The 25,206-nt window shown below is 72.6% G+C and carries 20 protein-coding genes; 8 read left to right on the forward strand and 12 right to left on the reverse strand.

Annotated features, from left to right (window positions below):
- Positions 1–587: 587 nt before the first annotated feature.
- Complete coding sequence (locus tag ACZ7MG_RS08635; protein WP_319068106.1) at positions 588–1,442, reverse strand: bifunctional methylenetetrahydrofolate dehydrogenase/methenyltetrahydrofolate cyclohydrolase; 855 nt, start codon at positions 1,440–1,442, stop codon at positions 588–590.
- A 316-nt stretch (positions 1,443–1,758) separates the two neighbouring features.
- On the opposite strand from ACZ7MG_RS08635, the gene ACZ7MG_RS08640 reads away from it, so the two are divergent.
- Positions 1,759–2,340 carry a hypothetical protein gene (locus ACZ7MG_RS08640; protein WP_471385536.1) on the forward strand — a complete coding sequence of 194 codons (582 nt, stop codon included), beginning with the start codon at positions 1,759–1,761 and terminating at the stop codon, positions 2,338–2,340.
- A gap of 147 nt (positions 2,341–2,487) precedes the next feature.
- On the opposite strand, the gene ACZ7MG_RS08645 is transcribed toward ACZ7MG_RS08640, so the two are convergent.
- A complete protein-coding gene (locus ACZ7MG_RS08645; RefSeq protein ID WP_471946121.1) occupies positions 2,488–3,516 on the reverse strand; it encodes an ArsR/SmtB family transcription factor in 1,029 nt (342 codons plus the stop codon).
- 282 nt (positions 3,517–3,798) lie between these two features.
- On the opposite strand from ACZ7MG_RS08645, the gene ACZ7MG_RS08650 reads away from it, so the two are divergent.
- The 5 genes from ACZ7MG_RS08650 to ACZ7MG_RS08670 all read left to right on the forward strand — a co-directional run bounded on the left by ACZ7MG_RS08650 (position 3,799) and on the right by ACZ7MG_RS08670 (position 8,165).
- Positions 3,799–4,728: a hypothetical protein gene (locus ACZ7MG_RS08650; RefSeq protein ID WP_471385531.1), complete on the forward strand. Its 930-nt coding sequence runs from the start codon at positions 3,799–3,801 to the stop codon at positions 4,726–4,728.
- Between the two features lie 129 nt (positions 4,729–4,857).
- Positions 4,858–5,310, forward strand: a complete 453-nt coding sequence (locus ACZ7MG_RS08655) for a peptidase inhibitor family I36 protein (RefSeq protein WP_471385529.1) — start codon at positions 4,858–4,860, stop codon at positions 5,308–5,310.
- Between the two features lie 106 nt (positions 5,311–5,416).
- Complete coding sequence (locus ACZ7MG_RS08660) at positions 5,417–5,884, forward strand: hypothetical protein (protein ID WP_471385527.1); 468 nt, start codon at positions 5,417–5,419, stop codon at positions 5,882–5,884.
- A 152-nt stretch (positions 5,885–6,036) separates the two neighbouring features.
- Complete coding sequence (locus ACZ7MG_RS08665; RefSeq protein WP_471385525.1) at positions 6,037–6,774, forward strand: FHA domain-containing protein; 738 nt, start codon at positions 6,037–6,039, stop codon at positions 6,772–6,774.
- Complete coding sequence (locus ACZ7MG_RS08670) at positions 6,771–8,165, forward strand: protein kinase domain-containing protein (protein WP_471385523.1); 1,395 nt, start codon at positions 6,771–6,773, stop codon at positions 8,163–8,165. The genes ACZ7MG_RS08665 and ACZ7MG_RS08670 overlap by 4 nt, the downstream gene beginning before the upstream one ends.
- A gap of 108 nt (positions 8,166–8,273) precedes the next feature.
- On the opposite strand, the gene purH is transcribed toward ACZ7MG_RS08670, so the two are convergent.
- Entirely contained in the window at positions 8,274–9,836 is a 1,563-nt protein-coding gene (gene purH, locus ACZ7MG_RS08675; protein WP_471385521.1) for a bifunctional phosphoribosylaminoimidazolecarboxamide formyltransferase/IMP cyclohydrolase, read from the reverse strand.
- Complete coding sequence (gene purN, locus ACZ7MG_RS08680) at positions 9,833–10,462, reverse strand: phosphoribosylglycinamide formyltransferase (protein ID WP_471385656.1); 630 nt, start codon at positions 10,460–10,462, stop codon at positions 9,833–9,835. Before purN ends, purH begins: the two co-directional genes overlap by 4 nt.
- Positions 10,463–10,820: 358 nt before the next feature.
- On the opposite strand from purN, the gene ACZ7MG_RS08685 reads away from it, so the two are divergent.
- A complete protein-coding gene (locus ACZ7MG_RS08685) occupies positions 10,821–11,615 on the forward strand; it encodes a hypothetical protein (RefSeq protein ID WP_471385519.1) in 795 nt (264 codons plus the stop codon).
- Positions 11,616–11,673: 58 nt separating this feature from the next.
- Here ACZ7MG_RS08685 and ACZ7MG_RS08690 read toward each other — a convergent pair whose 3' ends face one another.
- A complete protein-coding gene (locus ACZ7MG_RS08690; RefSeq protein WP_471385517.1) occupies positions 11,674–14,397 on the reverse strand; it encodes a cell division protein PerM in 2,724 nt (907 codons plus the stop codon).
- A 225-nt stretch (positions 14,398–14,622) separates the two neighbouring features.
- Here ACZ7MG_RS08690 and ACZ7MG_RS08695 point away from each other — a divergent pair, with 225 nt between their 5' ends.
- On the forward strand, positions 14,623–15,618 hold the full coding sequence (locus ACZ7MG_RS08695) for an RNA polymerase sigma factor (RefSeq protein ID WP_471385515.1): 996 nt from the start codon (positions 14,623–14,625) through the stop codon (positions 15,616–15,618).
- Between the two features lie 93 nt (positions 15,619–15,711).
- Here ACZ7MG_RS08695 and sucD read toward each other — a convergent pair whose 3' ends face one another.
- From sucD to ACZ7MG_RS08730, 7 genes are all read right to left on the reverse strand, one after another.
- On the reverse strand, positions 15,712–16,596 hold the full coding sequence (gene sucD, locus ACZ7MG_RS08700) for a succinate--CoA ligase subunit alpha (RefSeq protein ID WP_471385513.1): 885 nt from the start codon (positions 16,594–16,596) through the stop codon (positions 15,712–15,714).
- Between the two features lie 21 nt (positions 16,597–16,617).
- Positions 16,618–17,796, reverse strand: coding sequence for an ADP-forming succinate--CoA ligase subunit beta (gene sucC / locus ACZ7MG_RS08705; RefSeq protein WP_471385512.1), 1,179 nt, complete (start codon positions 17,794–17,796; stop codon positions 16,618–16,620).
- Positions 17,797–18,641: 845 nt separating this feature from the next.
- Positions 18,642–19,805, reverse strand: coding sequence for a hypothetical protein (locus tag ACZ7MG_RS08710; RefSeq protein WP_471385510.1), 1,164 nt, complete (start codon positions 19,803–19,805; stop codon positions 18,642–18,644).
- Between the two features lie 201 nt (positions 19,806–20,006).
- Positions 20,007–21,215, reverse strand: a complete 1,209-nt coding sequence (locus tag ACZ7MG_RS08715; RefSeq protein ID WP_471385508.1) for a VWA domain-containing protein — start codon at positions 21,213–21,215, stop codon at positions 20,007–20,009.
- A complete protein-coding gene (locus tag ACZ7MG_RS08720; RefSeq protein WP_471385506.1) occupies positions 21,212–21,376 on the reverse strand; it encodes a hypothetical protein in 165 nt (54 codons plus the stop codon). Before ACZ7MG_RS08720 ends, ACZ7MG_RS08715 begins: the two co-directional genes overlap by 4 nt.
- Positions 21,373–23,886: a DUF5682 family protein gene (locus ACZ7MG_RS08725; protein ID WP_471385654.1), complete on the reverse strand. Its 2,514-nt coding sequence runs from the start codon at positions 23,884–23,886 to the stop codon at positions 21,373–21,375. Before ACZ7MG_RS08725 ends, ACZ7MG_RS08720 begins: the two co-directional genes overlap by 4 nt.
- 41 nt (positions 23,887–23,927) lie before the next feature.
- Positions 23,928–25,103, reverse strand: coding sequence for an ATP-binding protein (locus ACZ7MG_RS08730; protein WP_471385504.1), 1,176 nt, complete (start codon positions 25,101–25,103; stop codon positions 23,928–23,930).
- Positions 25,104–25,206 lie beyond the last annotated feature (103 nt).

Genomic DNA, 25,206 nt, shown 5'->3' on the forward strand with positions numbered 1-25,206 from the left:
GTGAGGTTGGCGAAGCCGGTGAGGTTGGCGAAGCCGGTGAGGTTGGCGAAGCCGGTGAGGTTGGCGAAGCCGGTGAGGTTGGCGAAGCCGGTGAGGTCGGCGAAGGCACCCCAGCCGACCCCGCGGACCCGACCGGCTCAGGCTCAGCCGCCTCGGGCGACTCAGACGCCTCGGCCGATTCGGGCACCTCAGCGGGCGCCTCCGACCCACTCGACACACCCGACCCACCGGGCTCGACTGCTTCGGCCACCCCGGCCACCGCGGCCACCGCGCCCGCTCCAGCGGCCCCGGCAGTCCTGGCGCCCCCAGCAGCCCCGGGCACCTCGGCAACCTCCCCCACCTCGGTCGCCTCCAAAGGCTCAGCCGTACCCGTCCCCCCGCCCACTCCCGCGGGCCCCCCGCCCGCCTCCGCGGCCTCGGTCGGCCCGCCGGCCGTACCCGTCGTCGTCCTCGCCATCTGCACCCTCTCCGACACCGCCGCGTCCGCCGCCACGTCCGTCGCCCGGCCCGCCGCGTCCCCCGCCACGTCCGTCCTAACGCTTCGTCGCGCCGCGCCCGGTCCGTTCGTCGTCTCCCCGGGGCCGCCGTCAGCCGGCACTGCGCTCTGCCGCCTCGACCACGTTGACGAGGAGCTGGGCCCGGGTCATGGGGCCGACGCCGCCGGGGTTGGGGGAGATCCAGCCGGCGACCTCCGCGACGCCGGGGTGGACGTCGCCGACGATCTTGCCCTCGGCGGAGCGGGAGACACCGACGTCGAGGACGGCGGCGCCCGGCTTCACGTCCTCGGGCCGGACGAGGTGGGCGGAGCCGGCCGCGGCGACGATGATGTCCGCCTTCCTGAGGTGCGCGGCCAGGTCACGCGTGCCGGTGTGGCACTGGGTCACCGTCGCGTTCTCGCTGCGCCGGGTGAGCAGCAGCGGCATCGGGCGGCCGATGGTGACACCGCGGCCGACGACCACGACCTCGGCGCCCTTGATCTCGACGCCGTACTGACGGAGGAGGGTGAGGACACCGTTCGGGGTGCAGGGCAGCGGCGCGGGCTCGTTGAGGACGAGGCGCCCGAGGTTCATCGGGTGCAGACCGTCCGCGTCCTTGTCGGGGTCCATCAGTTCGAGGATGCGGTTCTCGTCGATGCCCTTGGGCAGCGGCAGCTGCACGATGTAACCGGTGCACGCGGGGTCCTCGTTCAGCTCCCGCACCACCGCCTCGATCTCCTCCTGGGTGGCGGTCGCGGGCAGTTCACGCTGGATGGAGGCGATACCGACCTGCGCGCAGTCGCGGTGCTTGCCGGCGACGTACTTCTGGCTGCCGGGGTCCTCGCCGACCAGGATCGTGCCGAGTCCGGGCGTGACGCCCTTCTCCTTCAGCACCGCCACGCGGGCGGTCAGATCGGACTTGATCGCGGCTGCGGTGGCCTTGCCATCGAGAATCTGGGCGCTCATGGCCCCAATCTTCGCGGATGACCCGCGCCCGGTTCCAATCCGGTCACCTGACGGACGCCCCCACGCCCTCGCCACGCCCTCGCCGAGTCCTCCCCACGCCCTCGCCCCACCCTCCCCGCGCCCCTCCCCACAAGATCGGATGTGTTGCACTTGCACAACACCCGATGAATCTCCCTGGACATCCGACCGGGCATATAAAACGATTGGGGCACAGTGCCGCGGGCACTGCCGGGGGGCGTGACCATTTCAGAAGATTCAGGGCATTCCTCCGAACCGTGCCGCGCGTCCCCGCACCAGGCAACGGAGGAAACCCCGCATGAGCTTCGGCGACCCGAACAACCCGTACGGCCAGCCCCAGCAGCAGCCGCCCGCCCAGCCGTACGGCTACCCGCAGCAGACCCCGCCCCAGCAGCCGGGCTACGGCGGCTATCCGGCCGCCCCGCCGGTCTCCCAGGGCTACGGCGGCTACCCGAACGCACCCGAGACCATGCCCAGCACGGTGAACGCGGCCCGCATCATGCTCTGGGTCATCGTCGGCCTCCAGGTGATCGGCGTGCTCCTGTACGGCATCGGCGCGATCGGTGTGGCCGCGGCCAGCGACAGCGCCGAGGACCCGGCCCTCGCGGAGGCGCTCGGCGACATCCCCACCGGCCAGATGGTGGCGATCGCGATCTTCGCCACGGCCTGGCTGGTCTACGCGATCATGCTGGCGGTCAAGTTCAAGTCCGGCGGCAACGGCGTACGCATCGCGGCCCTGGTCTTCGGCATCATCACCGCGATCCTCGGCGTCTTCCCGTTCTTCCTGATCGGCCTGGTCCACCTGGTCCTGGGCATCCTGATAGCCGTCTTCGTCGGCAACGCGAACGGCAAGGCGTGGTTCAACCGCCCGCGTTACTGAGCCGCCGCCCAATCGACGTGAACCGGCGGAGCGTCAGCGGGAAGGCCCCGGCCACCCGTGCGCGCTCCGCCCGGCGCGTCCGATCCGCCCGATCCGCCCGGTGCGCCTGATCCGCCCGATCCGCGGACGCGAGGCCGGTCACCGGTGTCACCGCGCGTCGGTCGACGCGTCCGCGGCGGCCCGCAGCATGGTCGCCCCCGCCGGTGTGAGGGTGTGCAGCATGGTCGCACCGCGCCGGACGCTGGTGATGAGGCCGGCGTCCCGCAGCGTGGTGGCGTGTCTGCTGGCGGAGGATGTGGCCATCCCCGCCCCCCGGGCGATCTCACCGGTCGTGGCGCCGGCCGCCGCCACGGTGCACAGGGCCGCCGCCCGCGCACGCCCCAGCAGGGCCGCCAGGGACGCCCCGGCGAGATCGGCCGCCCCTCCCGGGCTGTCGGCGGGCCGGGGGGCCGCGGGCTCGCGGCACAGCGGATAGACCAGGACCGGTGGCAGCGTGGGGTCGGCGAGAGTGACCGGTCGCTGCCAGTTGAAGTACGACGGAACCAGGGTGATCCCGCGGCCGTCCAGACGCAGATCGCGGTCCACGGCAGGGCTGTAGTCGACGTGCAGGACGGGGCGTTCCCAGCGCATGGCGGGGCCGAGGCCTGCCAGCATGCCCTCGACACCGCTGTTCATGAGGCCTCGGCAGCGCGCCGCCCGCTCGGCGTCGACACGGGCCTGAATCAGGTCCTCGTACGGGGCTACGGCGGCCCTGTGGTAGGCACGCAGTACCCGGACCAGCTCCCTGCGGGCCGACGGCCCGGCCAGTTCCGCCGCCCACGAGGGCGCTCCGACGACGCGGTCTAGGTGGGCCATCTCCCGCAGGACCCTGCGCGGAGGGGTGGCCAGGATGCCTTCCAGGCCGGCGTCGAGCCCGTCTGCGGCCTGGAAAGGTGTCAGGAAGTCCGGGAAGTAGGCGGCCCGCGGGAACAGCGGCAGCAGCACGTTGCGTACGGCTGGTTCCAGGCCCGTCTCCCGCAGCCGTCGCCGGGTCGTGCGGTACCACTCGGCGTAGGCCCAGCGCCCCTGTCGGCTCTGAAGCCGGTGCAGACTGGCGGCGATCTCCCAGAGCGGGTCCGGCGCGGCGGACAGTCTGGTTCTGGCAAGGTCGGCATCGCTGAAATGGACGCGTAGCACCTCGTTCTCCCCCGATGAACTCAGCTCGTGCGGTCCTTCGACGGTAACGCGGCCTTTCTGCGCCGATGTCCCTGAAGAGTTCCAGGTACCGCCACCGGGGCGGCTGACGTACGCGCCGGACACGGACCCTCCGCTTCCGCCCCGTATCGCCCCCCTCTCCGCGCTGAGCTGCTCCTTTGCGTCCAGCCGCAACAACGTGGCCGGGCGGGACGTACCTCGGTCATCGTTCTCGGCATGCGCCGGCCACGGGGGGCCGCGCCGGACGAACGGGGTCGCACCACCATGAAGCGAGCATCCGCCGCCGTCTGCGTGAGCGCCGCCATCGTCGCTGTCACCGCGGCCGGCTGCACGACGGACGTGAGCCGTCAGCCCGGCGCCGGCGCCCCCACGCGGCAGAACACCGCGTCCGTGGGCCGGGAGCTGACCGACGCCGAGCGGCTCCTGGTCCGGCGCGCCGAAGGACTGCTCGTCAAGAAGTGCATGGCGGCGGCGGGTTTCGCGTACTGGGTGGAGCGGCAGCCGACCGCCGACGAGCTCAAGGGCGGCGGTTACGTCCTGACCGATGTCGACTGGGCGAAGCGGAACGGCTACGGCAGCCGGATCGACCGGAGACTCCAGGACTTCCAGCGCGACGACCCCAACACCGCGTACGCCAACGCGCTGCCGGACAAGGAACGCGTCCGCTACGGCAAGACGCTCGAAGGCGGTCCGTCGGTCGGGATGCTGACGGCTGAACTGCCCGGCGGCGGCACCGTCCAGACCCCCCGCGAGAGCTGCCTGGCCGACGCCAAGAACGAGCTCTACGGCGACTTCGAGACCTGGTTCAAGGCCGAGAAGACCGCCACCGGCCTCACCTCGCTGTACGTACCGGAACTCCTCAAGGACAAGCGTTTCGTCGCCGCGGTCGAGAAGTGGTCCGCGTGCATGCGCGAGGCGGGCCACGACTACACCGATCCGCCGGCGCTCCAGAAGAAGCTGCCGCGGCTCACCGAGGGGCTGGGCGTCGACGAGGCGTACGCGGTCGAGGTACGGCTCGCGGTCGCCGAGGCCACCTGCGCCACCGAGACCCCGCTCGCCGCCACGGCCTGCGCCCTGGACACCGAGTATCGCGAGAAGCAGCTCGGCACCTACGGCGAGGAGGTCGCCGCGTACCGCCGCATGAGCCTCACCGCCCTGGCCCGCGCCGAGGACATCACCGGCTCGACCGTGTGAAGGACGGCAGCCGGCTGCCGACTCCCCCGCGCACCCCCAGACTTCCGCCGCATCTCAGCCGCGGACGATCCAGCACCACAACCGAACGACACGCCACACACGACACCACACGACAAGGAGCGATCCACCATGCGCAAGATCCTCGCCACCGCCGCCACCCTCGGCCTCGCCGGCCTCGGCGTACTCGTCCCCGTCAGCGGCGCGCAGGCCTCCACGGCATGCGACAACGCCTGGAACGCCGCGGATTCGGGCTACTTCTACGCCTACAACGCCGACAACTGCAGCGGCTACATGGGCAAGACCGAGGGTGCCGACACCCACTGGGCCGACAGCGTCGGCCCGTTCCAGGGCGCCGAGAACGACGACGCGGAGTCGATCCTGCACAAGGGCACCTCCGGCATGGCCGTCAAGGTCTACCAGCACGCGAACTACGGTGGCGGCCACAGCTGCCTCAAGAAGTCCGAGTTCTACATGAGCAGCCTCGCCGGACAGACCTACACCAACGGCGTCAGCGTGGACAAGAGCATCAGCTCCCACAAGTGGGTGTGGGAGTCGGAGTGCGACAAGTTCCTGGACTCCTGACCCGACCGGGTCCATCCGCGGCCGACCCCGTGTGAGCACCGTGGCCCGCCGTCTCCCGGCGGGCCACGGCCCGTTAGGCGATTCCACGACACAAGGAGCGATCACCATGCGCAAGATCCTCGCCACCGCCGCCACCCTCGGCCTCGCCGGCCTCGGCGTACTCGTCCCCACCACGGGGGCACAGGCCTCCACGGCTTGCGACAACGCCTGGAACGCCGCGGTCCCGGGCTACCTCTACGTCTACGACCTCACCGACTGCAGCGGTCTGCTCGGCCGCACGACGAGCTGGGACTCGGACTGGGGCGACAGCACGGGCCCGTTCCAGGGCAGCGACACCGACAGGGCGTCCGCCATCCTGCACAGAAGCACAGCCGGCACGGCCGTCATGGTCTTCAACGGTACGGGGCAGGACTGGGGCGGCGGATCCGCGTGCGTCCGCAGGTCCGAGGGCCACATCAGCGACCTCTCCGAGCACACCTTCTCCGACGGGACCGACATGGACAACGCCATCAGTTCCCACAAGGGGGTGTGGGAGTCGGAGTGCGACAAGTTCCTGGACACCCAGGGCGCGTGACCGACGGTGCGGTTCGCCCGGTCGGGCAGGCCACTCCAGTACACCCTGGGGCCGCCCCATCCGGGTAGACACGCCCTTTTTTACATACTCTTGGGCGGCTCATGCTCCGTTCCTTACCCTGATGTCAGTTTCCGTCGGGGGAGGCCCACAGCATGCACAGCATCATCGTCGTCCCTGCGCACAGCGTCGGCCCGGAAGACCACATACGTCTCGGTCCGTGCGAGTCCCTGCCGTTCGGCCGTACGCCACAGTCGAACGGCCCCCACCTCACCATCGCCCACGAAGGTGTGTCCCGCGAGGCCGGCGAGATCACGGCGGCGGGCGCCTACTGGAGGCTCAGCAACCTCAGCCGTGGCCAGACCTATGTCGTCGAGAACCCGGAAGGCGCGGGTGAACACGTCAAGGTCTCGCCCGGACGGCTCGATGCCCCGGTCCCGTTCGAGTTCTCGCGTGTGGTCCTGCCCGCGGGGAGCGATCTGCTGAGTTTCGAGGTATGGGCGCCACGCCACGACTTCCTGGACCACACGGGCCCACGGCACGGCGCCCCCACCGAGTGCGCCTTCCCGCTCGACCGCGGCAAGCGGTACTTCCAGGTACTCGTCGCCCTGTGCGCGCGGCGTCTGCGCGACGAACCGCATGCCGCGCCGCCCACCGCCGACGAACTGGTGAAGTCGCTGCGGCCCAGCTGGCCGACGGTCTCGCGGACGTCGGTGCAGTGGAACATCGACTACCTCGCGGTCAAGCTGCGGCTGAAACCGATGCCCGACACGACACCGGGCGGCGGCCCGCGCCTCAACGGCAAGAAGGACCGTCTGGTCTCCCTGGCCCTGCGGTTCGACCTCGTCCGGGAGGACGACCTGGCGCTGTTGAAGGAGAGGGCCGCACCGTGAACGAGTGGACGACACACGCCGTACCCGTTCCGCACGGATACCGCGTCGGAGCCTGGGAAATCCGCGAACCCATCGCCTCCGGGGGCTTCGGCACGGTGTACGCCGCCCGTCGCGTGGAGCCTGCCGGGGGACTGCCGGCCGAGGCCGCCCTGAAGTTCCTGCCGACCGGTACCCGCACACCCCGCCAGCTGCGCCATCTCCAGGAACTCGCCGAACGGGAGACGGAGCTGCTGCGCCGCCTTCAGCGCCCCCGGCTCATCCGCATGTACGAGGCCCTGACCGTGGACGATCCGTCCGAGCCGCTGCTCGACGGAGCCACCGTCCTCGTGCTGGAACGCGCCGAGGGTTCCCTCGACCAGTTACTCGAACGGCTCGGGAAGCAACGCCCGGGCCGGTCCGACCGCGCGGTCGCCGTCCCCGGTGGCCCCTCGCTGCTCGCCCAGATCTGCGAGGGGGTGGCCCACCTCCACCACGCGGGGTGGGTCCACGGCGACCTCAAGCCGGCCAACGTCCTGCTGATGGCCGACGGTTCGGTCCGGCTGGCGGACTTCAACCTGGCCGCCGAGATGCAGGGAACCCACGCCTATTCCCCCGCGTTCACCACCATCGACTGCACCCCGCCCGAGCTCCTGTGGGCAGAGATCGGCGAACACGGCCACCGCACCCGCCCCACCGCCGACATCTGGGCCTTCGGCGTCCTCGCCCACCTGGTCCTGACCGGCGGTCCGCCGTTCCCGGGGGCGACCCAGGCCGCCCGCCGTGATGCGGTCCTGCGCTACGCCAAGGGCCATGAGGAGCTGCGTCTGTCGCCCGAACTGCCGGGCCTCTGGCGGCAGATCGTCACCGACTGTCTGGCGCCCACGCACGAGGCCCGTGCCGTCCACACCGCCCAGTCCCTGCTCCGCAGGGTCGAACCCGCCGCCGACGCCGCCCGCTCCCCCCGGCTGCCCCGGCTCCAGCCGCGACGCGGCCCCCATCCGGCCCTGCTGGGCGGACTGGCCGCGATCACGGCGGTCTCCCTCGTCACCGCGGGCCTGCTGGCGATGCGCGAACCCGCCCCACAGGGGTGGGCGCGCTGTGCCCGAGGGGACATCTGCTTCTTCTCAGAGGCGGACGGACAGGGCGACATGTGCAACTGGTACGACTACGACCTCGACTGGCACGACGAGTTCATCCCCTGTGCCTGGGCGAAGGACAGCAGGCCGGAGTCGGCCTTCAACAACGGCTACATCGACCCCGAGTTCATCGTCGTCCAGCTCTTCAGCGACCCCGACTACAAGAACCCGAGCGGCTGCGTCAGGGACCAGGCCAAAGTCAACTACCGGGGCGACGGCCCACTCGTCCGCTCCCACAAATGGGCCCCCGAGTGCATGCCGGGCACGTCCTCCTGAACCTCCGCCTGAACGAACGCCAAGGGGGCGCGGCGCTTCGAGTGCCGCGCCCCCTTGGCGTACGAGCCGTCGACGGGGCGACGGGGCCCCGTCGCCCCGTGGCGCGACTCAGTGGAAGAAGTGCCGCGTCCCCGTGAAGTACATCGTCACGCCCGCCTTCCGCGCGGCCTCGACGACCAGCTCGTCACGGACCGAACCGCCCGGCTGCACGACGGCCTTGACGCCGGCGGCGGTCAGGATCTCCAGCCCGTCGGGGAAGGGGAAGAACGCGTCGGAGGCAGCGTACGAGCCCCGCGCGCGCTCCTCCCCGGCCCGCTCGACCGCGAGCTTCGCGGAGTCGACGCGATTGACCTGCCCCATGCCGACGCCCACGGAGGCGCCGTCCTTGGCCAGCAGGATCGCGTTGGACTTGACGGCCCGGCAGGCCTTCCAGGCGAACGCCAGCTCGGCCAGCTCGTCGGCGGAGAGGGCGTCCCCGGTCGCGAGGGTCCAGTGGGCGGGGTCGTCGCCGTCGGCCTGGAGCCGGTCGGTCACCTGGAGGAGCGCGCCGCCGTCGACCGGTTTGAGCTCGACCGGCGCGGCGGGCGCGCCGGGGGCCTTGAGCACCCGGATGTTCTTCTTCTTGGCGAGGGCCTCCACGGCCCCCTCCTCGTAGTCGGGCGCCACGATGACCTCGGTGAAGATCTCCGCGACCTGCTCCGCCATCTCCTTGCTGACCGGCCGGTTGACGGCGATCACACCGCCGAACGCGGACAGCGGGTCGCACGCGTGCGCCTTGCGGTGCGCCTCGGCGACGTCCGCGCCGACCGCGATCCCGCAGGGGTTGGCGTGCTTGATGATCGCGACGGCCGGCTCGTCGTGGTCGTACGCGGCACGGCGCGCGGCGTCCGTGTCCGTGTAGTTGTTGTACGACATCTCCTTGCCGTGCAGCTGCTCGGCCTCGGCGAGACCGCCGGTCCCGGAGACGTACAGCGCGGCCGGCTGGTGCGGGTTCTCGCCGTAGCGCAGGGTGTGCGCGCGCTCCCAGGTGGCCCCGAGGAAGTCGGGGAACTGCGAGTCGTCGGCGGGCGCGTAGGACGAGGCGAACCAGGAGGCCACGGCGACGTCGTACGCGGCCGTGTGCTGGAAGGCCTCGGCCGCGAGCCGCTTGCGGGTGGCGAGGTCGAAACCGCCGTCCTGGACGGCGTTCAGGACATCGGCGTACCGGGCCGGGCTGGTGACGACGGCCACCGACGGGTGGTTCTTCGCCGCCGCGCGGACCATCGACGGGCCGCCGATGTCGATCTGCTCGACGCACTCGTCGGGGGTGGCACCCGAGGCGACGGTCTCGCGGAAGGGGTACAGGTTGACGACGACGAGATCGAAGGGGGCCACGCCCAGCTCGTCGAGCTGCTGCCGGTGGCTGTCCAGCCGCAGGTCGGCGAGGATGCCCGCGTGCACCTTGGGGTGCAGGGTCTTGACCCGGCCGTCCAGGCACTCGGGGAAGCCGGTCAGCTCCTCGACCTTGGTGACGGGGACGCCGGCCGCGGCGATCTTCGCGGCCGTGGAGCCGGTGGAGACCAGCTCGACACCGGCCTCGTGCAGCCCGCGCGCGAGCTGCTCCAGCCCGGTCTTGTCGTAGACGCTGACGAGCGCCCGGCGAAGGGGCCGCTTGTTGCTGTCGGCGGTCACTGGATAACTACCTTTCGTCCCTCAATGCGATAGCCGTTGCGGGCGAGCCGCCCCACGACATCGACGAGCAGCCTTCGCTCGACTTCCTTGATGCGCTCGTGCAGAGCGCTCTCGTCGTCCTCGTCCCGGACCTCCACCACGCCCTGCGCGATGATCGGCCCGGTGTCGACGCCGTCGTCGACGAAGTGGACGGTGCAGCCGGTGACCCGGGCGCCGTACGCGAGCGCGTCCCGCACCCCGTGGGCCCCGGGGAAACTGGGGAGCAGCGCCGGGTGGGTGTTGACGAACCGGCCGCCGAACCGTGCCAGGAACTCCTTGCCCACGATCTTCATGAACCCGGCGGACACGACGAGATCCGGCTCGTACGCGGCGACGGCCTCGGTGAGCGCCGCGTCCCACTGGTCGCGGGTCTCGTGGTCCTTGACCCGGCAGACGAAGGTCGGCAGCCCGGCGCGCTCGGCACGGGCGAGCCCCTCGATGCCACCGCGGTCGGCTCCGACGGCCACGATCTCGGCCCCGTAGGCCTCGACTCCGATGGTCTCGATGCCGTCCAGCAGCGCCTGGAGGTTGGTGCCGGATCCGGAGACCAGCACGACGAGGCGCTTGGCCACGGGCTTGGCGGCCACGGTGGGGCCCTTTCTACGGGTACCCATACAGGTACGGGTACGGGGACTTGCACTCTTGTACGTTCATACGAATGCTTCGCGTCCCTCGATACGGGGAAGTCTACGAAGCGGCCGACCGTCAGCAACGATACCGGCACACCGGACGGCCCCCGTGGGACGGGGGCGTGGCCGGAAGGTAGCGTTCGCGAGGAGTGGGCTCGGGAACGCGGTCGATGTGCGGGGCGTTCACGGAGTGACAGCTCATGCGCCACCAGTAGATTTCACCGCCGAGCACACTTCCTGGTTCCTAGATCGCCTAGTTCCTTCATCGCCGTATTCACCACCTCGCCGTATTCACCAAGGGGAAGACGCACTCCTGATGCCGGACCGCAGCCTCCGCTTTCCTTCGCTCCTGTCGCGCGAGCGGAGTTCCTCGCCCACGCCTCCGCGCGAGAGCGAGGACGCCCCCGAGCAGTCCGGGCAGCCCGGGCGGGGCCGGGGCGCGGGCTCCTCGGACGACAATCCGTTCGCGCCGCCGCCCGAGGGCACGCCCGACCGGCCCTGGCAGCCGCGCCGGCCCGACGGCCAGGGTTCCGACGACGGGGCGGGGCGGGGCGGTGGTCATTCGCCGTGGGGCAGTCAGTGGAGCGACCGGCAGCCCGGCCGCTCCTCCGGCGGACCCTTCGGTCAGCGTCCCGGTGGCCAGGGCGGACCGGGTGGACCGGGTGGTTCCGGTCAGGGGCCCGAGGGCGGTCCCGGCAGCGGACTGCGCTGGGACCCGACGGACCCCGCCCAGCGCCGCGCTCGGTACTCACTGCTCTGCGGCATGTGGGCCTTCTTCTTCGCGCTCTTCGCCTGGCCGTACGTCGCCCTGCTGCTCGGCTCGCTGGCCGTGTACTGGGCGGTCAGCGCGCTGCGGGCCAAGCCGCAGTCGCCGGACCCGTCCCGGCCCGCGGCGCCCGAGCCGAGTGGGCGCCCCCAGAGGACGGCGGCCATCAGCGGGCTGGTGACCTCCACGATCGCCCTCGCCATCGTCGCGATCACCTTCACGGCCCAGTTCGTCTACCGCGACTACTACACCTGCGTCAACGACTCCCTCACCACCACCTCCGCGAAGTCCTGCAAGGACCTCCTCCCCGAGGGCCCCCTCCGCGAAATCCTGGGCGCGCAGTAGCCTCACGCCCCCACCACCCCCGAAGACGCCCCGAATCCCCGGCAGCACCTTCACCCCGTCAGGGGGCTTCGCCGGGGGTGGGGTCGGGGGCGGCTTCGGGGTTGCGCGCAGGGGCCGCGTCGGGGCGCTGATGCTCTCGCCGGTCGGCCGAGTCCGCCTCACGCAGTGCCGCCCAGCGGGCCGTGCGGGAACCCGAGTCCCAGGCGGGCGGGGGTGCGGGTGTGGGAGCGGTGGACTTGTAGGCGTACGGGTCGAGGGCGTCGTACGGCGTGAGGGCGTCGGTGGGGTCGCTGCCGGAGCCGTGTGGGGCGCTTGAGCCGGGGGTGGTCCCTTGCCCACGGCCGCTGCTGTGCCCGACTCCGGTGCCGTGCCCGATGTTGGTGCCGTGCCCGAGGTCAGGCCCCAGACCCGTGCCAGGACCACGACCGCCGCCAGGCCCTAGGCGAGTGCCGGTACTGGTGCCGTGCGCGAGGCCGGTACCGGAGCCATCGCCAGTGCCGGGCCCGGGGCCAGGCCCCACACCCGCGCCAGGACCACGACCGCCGCCAGGCCCTAGGCGAGTGCCGGTACTGCTGCCGTGCGCGAGGCCGGTACCGGAGCCATCGGCAGTGCCGAGCCCGAGGCCAGGCCCCACACCCGTGCCAGGACCACGACCGCCGCCAGGCCCTAGGCGAGTGCCGGTACTGGTGCCGTGCGCGAGGCCGGTACCGGAGCCATCGCCAGTGCCGAGCCCGAGGTCAGGCCCCAGACCCATGCCGGGACCATGATCGCCGCTGGCCCCGAGGCGAGGGCTGGCGCTGGTGCTGTGCGCAAGGCCGGTGCCGGGGCCATCGCCGCTGCCGAGCCCGAGGCCGCCGACCCCGACCCCAGCACCGGCTCCGCCAGCACCCGCCGCACCTGGTCCAGATGCTGGCCGGGAACCGGTGTTCGGGCCGGTGTTTGTGGTCGGCGTCGGAGTTCCCGGCGTTGGCCGCTCGGCGGGGCGCCCCCTCGCCTTGGAGAGCCATGCCGGGAACCGGCGCGAGCGTCGCGGAGGAGGTGGGAGAGGTTGCGGCTGCGTCGGGGAGGTCGATGTCGTGGGCCGTTCGGGCGCCCGGGAGCCGGTTCGGGGCTCGTCTGGTGTGCGCTTCGACGTCACGCCGTTCGCACCGCCGACCCCACTCCCCGGGACGGCCCCGGCAGTCGTCCCCCGCAGGTCAGCGGAGGCATCCCCGGGCCTGGCCCCCCGCCGGAACACCCTCGCCACGATCGATCTCCCCCACCCACCCCCAGCCCTCTTCCCAGAACCCGCCCCAGCCCCCGTCTCCGGCCCGGTGTCCGCAGCCGCCCCCGCCCGCTTCTCCCCCCGCCCGGCACCCACGCGCACCTCCGCCTGATCGGTCCCCCGCGCCCCAGGCACCCCACCCGCGCCCGTCCGCCGGGCCCCCACTGTCACGTCCGCTCTCGCGCGCGCCCGCACACGCCCCCATCGCGCCCCGAGGGCCACCGGCACTCCCACCGCACTCACCCACGCCCAGGTCGCACCGCCCGTCTGCCACCACACGGGGCCGAAGTCGGCCAGGGCGGCGAGGCCGAGGGGGCCGCCGGAGAGGACGGTGAGGAGGGCGAAGGCCGCGGCGCAGAGGAGGCCCGCGAGGAGGGTCGCACCGGCCGTCCGCCACGCGGACCACGGCGCCACCCGATCGGCCGCGGCCCGCGCCGCGGTGAACCACCCGACCGTCACCCCCGCGGCCAGCGGCACCGCCCCCACCGCCCAGTACACCGGCGTGCCCCCACCCTCCGGAACCGCCGCGAGCAGCGGAAACGGCGGCAGCAGGACCGCCGCGGCCGGAGCCGCCACCTCCAGCGGCGCGACGGTGTGCCCGCCGCCCAGCACGAACCCGGGACCGAGCGCGTAGGCCGCCGCCCACAGCGCCGCGTTCGGCACGAGGGCGAGGCAGAGCAGCAGTACGGCGAACCGCCCGGACAGCGCCTCGGTCAGCTGGAGGAAGGAGTCGCGGGCCGCGCCCCCGTGCCAGACCAGGGACACGGCCACCAGCAGCGCCCCACCGCCCGCCAGCACGAGCACCCCCGCCCCGGCGGCCCGCCCGGCGGCGGCCACGAGATGCCGCCGCCACGCCGTCGCCGGGGTGCCGCCGAGGAGCGCGGGCAGGGGCAGCCGGGGGCGCCCGCGTCCCGCCCACACCCCCGTACCCGCCGCGAGCGCCGCGAGCAGCGGCACGCACAGCGCGGCCCACCACCACCGCGGCCGCAGCACCCCACCCGAGGCGTACAACGTGACCACCGCGCCGACCGCCGCGTAACCGATGACGAGCCCCGCCCACATCGCACGGGCGCTCACCGCCGAGCCCTCGCCCGCATGGTCACGGGCCGACCGGTGCAGCAGCACCGTCGGGAGGGCGAGCAGGAAGAGAGGGACGAGGCCGACCGGGGCGGGGGCGCCGGAGAGCGTGTCGGTACGGATGAGCTCCACGCCATGGGAGAGCAGCCACAGCACCGCCGCCACGTGCAACGCCCCGCCGGGCCCGCTGTCCGGGTACGGCGAGCTGATCCACAGCATCATCACCAGCGCGACGAACGCCCCGAGCCCGAGCCCCGCCGCCAGGGCCCCGCCCAGCATCCCGGCGACCAGCTTGGACGACCGCCGGCGCGCCCGCCTGATCAGTGGCGACAGCGGAGACCTCGGCGAGGACGCGTAAAGGGACGCCGTCGGTGCCATGGCCCTCGGCTCGTTCGGCTCGTTCGGCTCATTCGGGTCGGTCGCGTGAGTCACGTCGGCCATGCTCCCAACGACACGCGCTTTACCGGCGTAACGAAGGTTTCGTGCACGTGTCGCCCAATATGTGCTTATGTGCTTTTTCGTACGAAAGTTGCTCCGACAGAGGTCGCTACGGCGGGAGGCGATCCGGTGACCGGGCCTGGGGCCGGGACCACCGGGACGGGGACCGGGGCCGAAGCCGGGCCCTCCGGGCAGCCGTACGAACCACACGAGCTGCACGAACCGCACATGCCACACGAGCCGCACGCTTCACACGCGCCGTCCGCGCCGTCCGCGCCGAGCAGTACCGAGTGGTACCAGCAGCCCCTCGGCACCGACTGCGCCACCGACAACGGCACCGACAACGGCACCGACAACACCCCAGCCCCCCGTACCGGCGCCCATCCCACCACCGGCGCCGACGATCCGACCCGGCCCCGCACCCCGGCCCCCCTGACCCCCGCCCAGGCCTTCGACGCCCTGTACGCGTACTGCGCCCCCACCCTCGTCCAGCAGACGTACCTGCTCACCGGGCGGCGCCACCTCGCGCGCGAGGCCGTGGAACGCGCCTTCCAGCTCGCCTGGCACCGCTGGCCGGAGGTGGCCGTCGACCGCGACCCGGCGGGCTGGGTGCGGGCCGCGGCCCACGACTACGCCCTCTCCCCCTGGCACCGTCTGCGCCCCCGCCGGCACCCCGAACCCCAGCCGGCCGACCCCACCGGCCGCGCCCTGCTGACCGCACTGCTCGAACTGCCGCCCCCGTACCGCCGCACCCTGCTCCTCTACGACGGTGTCGGCCTCGACCTTCCCGACACGGCCGCCGAGACCGAGGCCAGCACACCCGCGGCGGCGGGCCGCCTTCTCTACGCCCGCGCGACCGTCGCCGCACGCCTCCCCGAGCCGGTCGCCCCCGACGACCTCAACCGCCTCCTGGCCACGCTCCCCTCCGGCATCCGCCCGGGCCCCACGAGGCCCCCCGCCCTCCGCGCCCGGGCCGACCTGCGCGCCCGCCGCTGGATCCACGCCGCCATCGCCTTCACCACCGTCCTCCTCACCACCACCGCCCTCACCCTCCACACCGCCCCCGACCACTACGAACCCCCGGTCCCCCCGGGCGCCCCCGTCCAGGGCATCCCCCCGAAAGCGGCCCCCGGCCCCCTCTCCAAAACCGAACAGAAACTCCGCACCAAACTCAGATCGGCGACGGCAGCGGGCCCGGAACGCCTCCACCCAGAACCCCACTGAGCCGCTACACCCGTACCCCCGAGAGACGCCAACGGGCCCGCACCCCACCAAGGGGTACGGGCCCGTGAAGGCTCGGCCGAGCCGAAGAGACGATCAGCCGTTGAGGATCTCGCGCGCGAGCTTCGCCGTCTCGGTCGGGGTCTTGCCCACCTTGACGCCGGCGGCCTCAAGGGCCTCCTTCTTCGCGGCGGCCGTACCGGAGGACCCGGAGACGATGGCACCGGCGTGGCCCATGGTCTTGCCCTCGGGCGCGGTGAACCCGGCGACGTAACCGACGACCGGCTTCTTCACGTTCGCCTTGATGAAGTCCGCGGCCCGCTCCTCCGCGTCGCCACCGATCTCACCGATCATCACGATCAGGTCGGTGTCGGGGTCGGCCTCGAACGCGGCAAGCGCGTCGATGTGCGTCGTACCGATGACCGGGTCGCCACCGATGCCGACGGCCGAGGAGAAGCCGATGTCACGGAGCTCGTACATCATCTGGTACGTCAGCGTGCCGGACTTCGAGACCAGACCGATGCGGCCCGGCTTGGTGATGTCACCGGGGATGATGCCGGCGTTCGACTGACCGGGGGTGATCAGACCCGGGCAGTTCGGGCCGATGATCCGGGTCTTGTTGCCCTGCGACACGGCGTACGCGTAGAACGCGGCCGAGTCGTGGACCGCGATGCCCTCGGTGATGACGACCGCGAGCGGGATCTCGGCGTCGATGGCCTCGACGACGGCCGCCTTGGCGAAGGCCGGGGGTACGAAGAGGACGGACACGTTCGCGCCCGTCTTCTCGATCGCCTCGGCGACCGTGCCGAACACCGGGATGTCGGTGCCGTCGATGTCGACCGACGTGCCCGCCTTGCGCGGGTTCACGCCACCGACGATGTTCGTGCCGTCGGCCAGCATGAGCTTGGTGTGCTTCATGCCCGTGGCACCGGTCATGCCCTGGACGATGACCTTGCTGTCCTTGTTCAGGAAGATAGCCATGGCTGTTCTGTCCCTCTTCCCTTACTTCGCAGCCGCGAGCTCGGCGGCCTTGTCGGCCGCGCCGTCCATGGTGTCCACGCGCTGGACCAGCGGGTGGTTGGCGTCGGAGAGGATCTTGCGACCCAGCTCGGCGTTGTTGCCGTCGAGGCGGACGACGAGGGGCTTGGTGACTTCCTCACCCTTGTCCGCGAGCAGCTGCAGCGCCTGCACGATGCCGTTGGCGACCTCGTCGCAGGCGGTGATGCCACCAAAGACGTTGACGAACACGGACTTGACGTCCGGGTCGCCGAGGATGATCTCCAGGCCGTTCGCCATGACGGCGGCGGAGGCGCCACCGCCGATGTCGAGGAAGTTGGCCGGCTTGACGCCGCCGTGGTTCTCACCGGCGTACGCGACGACGTCCAGGGTGCTCATGACGAGACCCGCGCCGTTGCCGATGATGCCGACCTCACCGTCGAGCTTGACGTAGTTGAGGTTCTTCTCCTTGGCGGCGGCCTCAAGGGGGTTGGCGGCCGCGTGGTCGACCAGTTCCTCGTGGTCGGGGTGGCGGAAGTCCGCGTTCTCGTCCAGGGAGACCTTGCCGTCGAGGGCGAGGACGTCGCCGGAGGCGACCTTCGCCAGCGGGTTGACCTCGACGAGGAGGGCGTCCTCGTCGATGAAGGTCTTCCACAGGGTGACGAGGATGTCGGCGACCTTGTCGGCGACCTCGGCCGGGAAGTTCGCGGCCTCGACGATGCCACGGGCGACCTCGGGGGTCACACCCACGTTGGCGTCGATCGGGGTCTTGGCGACGGCCTCGGGGCGGGTGGCCGCCACCTCCTCGATCTCCATGCCGCCCTCGACGGAGGCGATGGAGAGGAAGGTGCGGTTGGTGCGGTCGAGGAGGTAGGAGACGTAGTACTCCTCGACGATTTCCGGAGCGGTCTCGGCGATCATCACCTTGTGGACCGTGTGGCCCTTGATGTCCATCCCGAGAATGTCCGTCGAACGGGCGACAGCCTCGTCCGGGGTGGCGGCGAGCTTGACGCCGCCGGCCTTGCCTCGACCACCGACCTTCACCTGAGCCTTGACGACAGACTTGCCGCCCAGCCGCTCGGTGATCTCGCGCGCCGCCTCAGGCGTGTCGATGACTTCACCGGCCAGCACCGGTACACCGTGCTTGGCGAAGAGGTCCCTCGCCTGGTACTCGAACAGGTCCACGCGCTTCCGTCCCTATCAGTGATCGCGGTTCGTCTGATGCGTGGGCGTGCCGCGAAGGGCAACGTGACGTCCGCCGAGAGTCACAAGGGAGGCGCACACGGTGTCCGAGCGCGCGGCATGTCCGTCTCGCAGGTTATCGCTGCTTCCGGAGGGCCCCTAAATCGAGGGTCACACCTGAGCGGTGATACCTGTCACATGATGCCGCGCTCACTGGCACCGCGTGCCGCGCGTGCGGGACCTCACCGGACGGGGGTACGTCCGGTGAGGCCCCTCCGAGGCCCTTCACCTCTTCCGACACCTCTTCCGAAGGGCCCCTCGGCGGGTGATCTCCTCCCCATTGGGAGACCATCCGCCACCGCCCCCACGCTCCCACCCGGACCAGGCCGACGGCTTTCGGCCGTCCGGGTTTCAGCCGCTGGGACGGTCGTCCACAACCGCCCTCGGGCAGCCGCCCGTAGGCAGCCGCTCGTAGGCGACCGCCGCACGGGGTCAGGGCCCGCGGGCGGCACGGCCGATCGCCATCACGCCGGGGCGGCGGAGGGCACGGGAAGCATGGGGAGCGCGGGGGGCGCGGGGGGCGCGGAGGGCGCGGAGGGTGCGGGAAGCGCGGGGTTCGTTGTTCATGCGGGCGTCAGTTCCTTGGGGGATCCGAGTGCTGGGGAGCCGTACGGGACCGGGACCGGCGGGTGCGCGGTCGGCGAGACCGGCGCTACCGGCGGTGCCGGGCCGTCATGCCGACGAGGTCGCGGCCGTGGCTCCGAGGGGCTGGCGTCCGGGCCTCCGGGACGGCGGGCAGGCCTGTCCCGCCCCCGCGCGAGCGTGCGGCGGGGGTGGAAGAACCGGCTCTAGCCGGGGAACTCGGGGATGTCCCGGTGCCGGTCCCGGGTTCCGTCCGGGGCGTCGGCCACGGGGGCGCCGGGCACGAGGCTCAGCGGCGCCCGGTCGAAGGAGGCGACGGTGTACGGCTCGGCGTGCCGGGGCCCGCCGTTGTCGACGGCGGAGTGCCGGCCGAGGGCGCCGGTCGGAGGACCGTCGGGGTTCTGCTGCGCGGGCACCCGCACGAGGGACGGGCCCCCGACACTGGTGTCCCGGCGAGGAGCCGATACGTCCACCGCGCCACCAGCGGCGGCATGCGGGCCGTATCCGACAGCGGCATGGGACCCGGGGGCCCGCTCGCCATCACGCCCGCCCTTGCCGTCGGTCGCTGCGGCCCGGCCCGGCCTCTCGGCCGCCGCCCGCCCCGGCTCCAGCGGTGTCACCGCGACGGGCGCCGTCTCCACCGGCAACGTGGTCCAGCCGGGCAGTTCCGGCAACTCCGGAAGCCCCGGCACCCCGGGCAGCGACGGCAACCCGCTCACCGGCGGAAGCTGCGACGTCACCCCACCGAGCCCCTCGGTCACCGACTCCACGACCTCCCCCACCGGCACCACGACATGCTCGGTGACCGGCCGCACCACCGGAACGACGACCGAATCGACGACCGGAGCGACCACCGACTCCACCACTGGATCGACCACCGGATCGGTGACCGGTCGGACGATGTCCTCGACGACGGGCGCGACGACGTCCTCGGCGACCGGTCGTACGGCCTGCTCGGCGAGCGGCTGTACGACGCCCCCGGCGACCGGTCGCACGACGCCCCCGGCGACCGGCCGGACGATCCTTTCGCCGGCCGGTGCGACCACATGGCGCCCGGCCGGGGCGACGAGGCGCTCCTCGACCGGAGGCACCACGGCGCCGACCTGACCGGCGCCCTGACCGGCGACCGCGCTGACGCCGGCGGTGACGGCGGACAGGGGTGGTGACGAGGTCGAGGCCGGTGTGCCCTCCGCCGCGTTCGCGCGGGCCCCGCAGAGGACGCCCAGGACGAACAGCCCGCCCACCAACAGCGCGACCCGCACCGAACGACGCCCGACGGCCCCGCGCGTCACGCGCAGGGCGGCACCGGCACCGGCACCGCGCAGCGCGGCTGCTGACGTCAGGACGGACAAGGCGGGCGAGACGGCCAAGACGGGGAGGACCCTCCCGTGCGGCGGAACGGCGGAGTACGCGGCGGAGTTGCGGAAGTTGCGCGAGATGCGAACACCCGTGTGAAGGGTGTGAAGCGTTGCCGATCCTCGCACGGGACTCCCGCCCTGGCGCAAGCCCCGGGTTACCGATGCGCTGTCATGTCCTCTTTTCAACCTCCCCTGTCCGGTTACCGACTGCCGTCAGACGGAGTCCGGTATCGGCAACGGCCGCTTCTCGATCGCCGCCGCCATCACCTCCGGGAACAGGTCGGGCGTGCAGGCGAACGCCGGTGCGCCGAGGGCCGCGAGAGCCGCCGCGTGTTCCCGGTCGTACGCCGGCGCCCCTTCGTCGGAGAGCGCCAGCAGGGTCACGAACTGCACCCCCGAGGCCTTCATCGCCGCCACCCGCTTCAGCATCTCGTCCCGTATCCCGCCCTCGTACAGGTCGCTGATCAGCACGACCACCGTGTCGGCGGGCCGGGTGATCCTCGACTGGCAGTACGCGAGCGCCCGGTTGATGTCCGTACCGCCGCCGAGCTGTGTGCCGAAGAGGACGTCGACCGGGTCGTCGAGCTGGTCGGTGAGGTCGACGACGGCCGTGTCGAAGACGACGAGCCGGGTGCTGAGGGACCGCATGGACGCCAGCACCGCCCCGAACACGGACGCGTAGACGACGGACGCCGCCATCGACCCCGACTGGTCGATGCAGAGGACGACCTCCTTCTTCACCGACTGCGAGGCCCGCCCGTATCCGATGAGCCGCTCGGGCACGACCGTCCGGTACTCCGGCAGGTAGTTCTTGAGGTTGGCCGCGATCGTGCGGTTCCAGTCGATGTCGTGGTGGCGCGGCCTGCTGACGCGGGCGCTGCGGTCGAGGGCACCGGTGAGCGTGGCCCGGGTACGGGTCGCGAGCCGCTTCTCCAGGTCCTCGACGACCTTCCGTACGACGGCCCGCGCGGTCTCCTTCGTCGTCTCCGGCATGGCCTTGTTGAGGGAGAGGAGGGTGCCGACGAGATGGACGTCGGCCTCCACGGCCTCCAGCATCTCCGGTTCGAGGAGCAGCGCGGAGAGGCCCAGCCGGTCGATGGCGTCCCGCTGCATGACCTGGACGACGGAGGAGGGGAAGTACGTCCGGATGTCCCCCAGCCACCGGGCTACGGACGGCGCCGACGCCCCGAGCCCCGCCGAACGGTCCTGCCCCGCCCGCGCCTTGTCCCCCTTCCCCTTGCCGTTCCCGTACAGCGCGCCCAGGGTCTGGTCCATCGCCGCGTCCCGCGCGCCCAGCGTGCACCCCGTACCGTCGGCCGCGTCCCCGCCCAGCACGAGCCGCCAGCGCCGCAACCGCTCGTCGGCGGCGTCCCCGCCCGCGCCCAACTCCGACCCCGCCTCCGTCGTCATCCTTCGCGTCATCCGCGCACCCCCGCGCGAGGCCGGGCCCAGAGGGGCATCACCGTCACGGTCGTCGGGCGGTCGCCCGGCCGTGCCACGCGGCCACGCACCGGCCCGTCCCCGGCGTCGATCGTCTCGGTGGTCCGCCTCGGCTCACGCGAGCGCAGTCCGTCGGTCGTCATCCCGCCACCCCCACAAGGTCGTTCACCAGGTCGTTGTCGTCGGCGGTCGCCCGCCCCTCACCGTCCAGGCCCAGCAGCAGCCGCACCACCGGCAGCACCGCGTCCGCGCGGTCGGCGTCCAGGTCGTCGGCGTAGCCCGGTATGCCGCCGGACCCGACGGCCATCGCGCCGCCCCGCCGCGCCGGCCCGCGCCGCACCAGCTCGCCGAGCGTCCGCCGCACCCCCGGCTCGTACGCCGAGAACGTCCGCCGCAGCAGCGGCAGTACGTCCGTGAACGCGTCCCCCGGCACCCCGGTGAGCCAGGCGTCCACCAGGCCGAGGAGCCGTTCGTCGTGCACGAGCAGCATTCCGCCGCCGGAGCCGCCGCCGACGAAGCCTTCGATCCACGCCGCCGCGTCCGCCGGTTCCGTACCCGGCGACAGCACGAGCCCCATGAGCCGCGCCGCCTCGTCCTGCGCCAACTCCCCGTCGTCCAACAGCAGTCGTACGGCCCGCCCCCGGATCACCCCGGGCACCGTGTCCCGCGCGGTGAGGACATGGAGCACCGAGTGCCAGCGGCCCCGTATCCCGCCCCTGGTCCCCGGCCCTGCCCCGGTCCCGCTTCCGCCGGCCCGTGCGGTGTCGTCCTCCGAGACGTTCGAGGCGGTCGGGACAGTCGGGGCGGTCTCGCCGAGCAGGCCCACCGCCCCGTGCACGGCCTCCACATGACGGCGCATCTCCTGGGCCGCCTCCGCGTCGAGCGCGGCGCACGCGGGCGGCAGCCCGACGAAGACGCGCTCGGCGAGCCCGGCGGCGACCTCGGCCAGTGCCCGGGTGTCGGTGGCGCGGACGTCGCCGTAGCGAAGGGAACGCACCAGGGCCGGGAGTGCCTGGGCGAGGTGGCCCACGTCGGCGTCGAGGGCGGCGCGGTCGGCGAGCACCCGCACCACCACGGGGAGGACGTCGGGGAGTCCGGCCAGGAGGCAGTGCTCGGCGAGGCCGGTGATGTCGGCGAGGGACCGGGCCGTGACGGCGTCCGCCTCGGCCTTGGCGGTCGCGGCGGAGAGCACCGTGGTCCCCCACACCCCGGCCTCGGCGACCCGCACCGACAGCTCCGGCTCCCAGCGCAGCCGCCAGGTCTCCCGGAACGTGCCGGTGCTGCCGCGCGAGGTCGTCGGCTCGCCCCATCCGACGCCGAGCAGCCGCAGCCGATGCAGCAGCCGGCTGCGTTCGGCGTCGTTCTCCTTGCGCAGGTCCAGCTCCACCTCCCGCTCCAGCGCCTCGGGCTTGAGCCGCAGCCGCCGCTGGAGCCGGGTGAGGTCCCGCTGCAGGGGCACCGCCGGCGCCGACTCGGGTACCTCTCCGAGGACGTCGCCGACCACCAGCCGGTCCCGCACCAGCGACAGCGGTACGTCGGAGCCGTCGCACATCACCGCCCGTACGGCGTCGGTGGTCTCGGTCAGGCCCGGCAGCGGGCGCCCGCGCATCGCGGCGAGTGTCTCGGCCAGCCGCACCGCCTCGATGACATGGGCGGAGGAGACGATCCGGTCCTCCTCGCGCAGCAGTCCCGCGACCTTGGTCAGCCACCGCTCCACGGGACGGTCCGGGGCGTCGAACAGATGCCCGTACCAGCCGGGTGAGTCGATGCCCGCGCCGTAGCCACCGGCCCGGGCGAGCCTCCGGTTGGTCCATGGCACCCAGGTCATGTCGGTCCTGACCTTGGGCAGCCCCTTCAGCAGTGCCCGGTCGGCGGCCACGGTCCGCTTCTCCCGCAGCGCGGGCACATGCCAGGCCCCGCACACGACGGCCACCCCGTTGTCCCCGAACTCCTTCTGCGCGGCCCGCAGTTGCAACCGCATGTACGCCTCGCGCGCCGGGTCCCGGTCGCGTCCCCCGGTCCCGTACACCTCCCGGAGCGCGCCCATGGCCTCCTCCAGCACGGTGAACGGGGCGAAGACGTCCTCGCCCGTCCCCCGGTGCTCGACCACGTCCTCCCACCACCGCTCGGCATCGTCATACCCGGCGGCCTCGGCGAGCGCGGCCAGCGGATCACCCCGGACCACCTCGCCCGACGCCGCCTCTGCCTTCGTCGCCTCCGCCTTCGCCCCCTCCGTCTTCGGCCCCTCGTCCTCCGCCTCCTCGGCCGGGGCCGCCTCCTCTTCCTCGTCCCTCCCCCAGGCCAGCGTGTGCGTCGCCGGAAGGTCGATGAAACGGGCCGGAACGCCATGGGCGAGGGCCCACTTGAGCGCCACCCACTCCGGGGAGAACTCGGCGAACGGCCAGAAGGAGCACCGCCCGGGCTCGTCGACCGCGTGGGCGAGCAGCGCGACCGGCGGCCGCATGCCCTCGTCGCAGGCCAGCGCGATCAGCCCGTCCGCCTCCGGCGGCCCCTCGATCAGCACGACCCGGGGCCGGGCCGCCTCCAACGCGCCCCGCACGGCCCGCGCCGACCCGGGCCCGTGATGCCGCACCCCGAGCAGCAACGGCCCGCCCCCGGCACGTGCACCCACCCCGTCGGCCCCGTCGGCCACCGCACCGCCGCCGGACTCCGCCGTCTCCTCCCCCCTCCCCCTCACGCGCTCGCCTCGCGGCAGGCCCGGTAGAAGTCGGTCCAGCCGTCGCGCTCGCGGACGACCGCTTCCAGGTACTCCTGCCAGACGACACGGTCGGCGGCCGGGTCGCGGACGACGGCGCCGAGGATCCCGGCGGCGACGTCGGAGGCCCGCAGGACGCCGTCGCCGAAGTGGGCGGCGAGGGCGAGCCCGCCCGTGACGACGGAGATCGCCTCGGCGGTGGACAGCGTGCCGCTGGGCGACTTGAGCTTCGTACGGCCGTCCGTCGTGACGCCGTCGCGCAGTTCGCGGAAGACCGTGACGACGCGGCGGATCTCGTCGACGCCGTCGGGCACGGCCGGCAGGTCCAGGGAGCGGCCGATCTGGTCGACGCGGCGCGAGACGATGTCGACCTCGGCGTCGGCGCTCTCCGGCAGCGGCAGCACCACGGTGTTGAAACGGCGGCGCAGCGCGCTCGACAGGTCGTTCACCCCGCGGTCGCGGTCGTTGGCCGTGGCGATGAGGTTGAAGCCGCGGACCGCCTGTGTCTCCTGACCCAACTCCGGTATCGGCAGCGTCTTCTCGGACAGGATCGTGATCAGCGTGTCCTGGACGTCGGCGGGGATGCGGGTCAGCTCCTCGACGCGGGCCGTCATGCCCTCCGCCATGGCCCGCATGACGGGGCTGGGCACGAGCGCGTCGCGGCTGGGGCCGTGGGCGAGCAGCTGCGCGTAGTTCCAGCCGTACCGGATCGCCTCCTCCGGGGTGCCCGCAGTGCCCTGTACGAGCAGGGTGGAGTCGCCGCTGACGGCTGCCGCGAGGTGCTCGGACACCCAGGTCTTGGCGGTGCCGGGCACGCCGAGCAGCAGCAGGGCGCGGTCGGTGGCGAGGGTGGTGACGGCGACCTCGACGATGCGGCGCGGCCCGACGTACTTCGGGGTGATCACCGTGCCGTCCGGCAGCGTGCCGCCGAGCAGATAGGTGGCGACGGCCCACGGCGAGAGCTTCCAGCGGGCCGGCCGGGGCCGGTCGTCCTGGGCGGCCAGCGCGGCCAGTTCCTCGGCGAAGGCGTGCTCGGCGTGCGCCCGCAGCACCTCACCGCCCGTGCGCACGCTCTCACCGCCCGCACAGGCGTTCGCGGGCGCGGACTGGTTGTGGCTCGGGTCGACAGTGGTCGTTCCAACGGACACAGGCATGGCTGAGTCCCCCTCCAGCTCGGCCGGTTCGGATCTGGTGACCACCCTGCACCACGCCACTGACAATCCAGTCTGACCTGCGGAAATTGGATCGCGCAAGCCA

Source organism: Streptomyces sp. NPDC107538 (genome assembly GCF_055657445.1).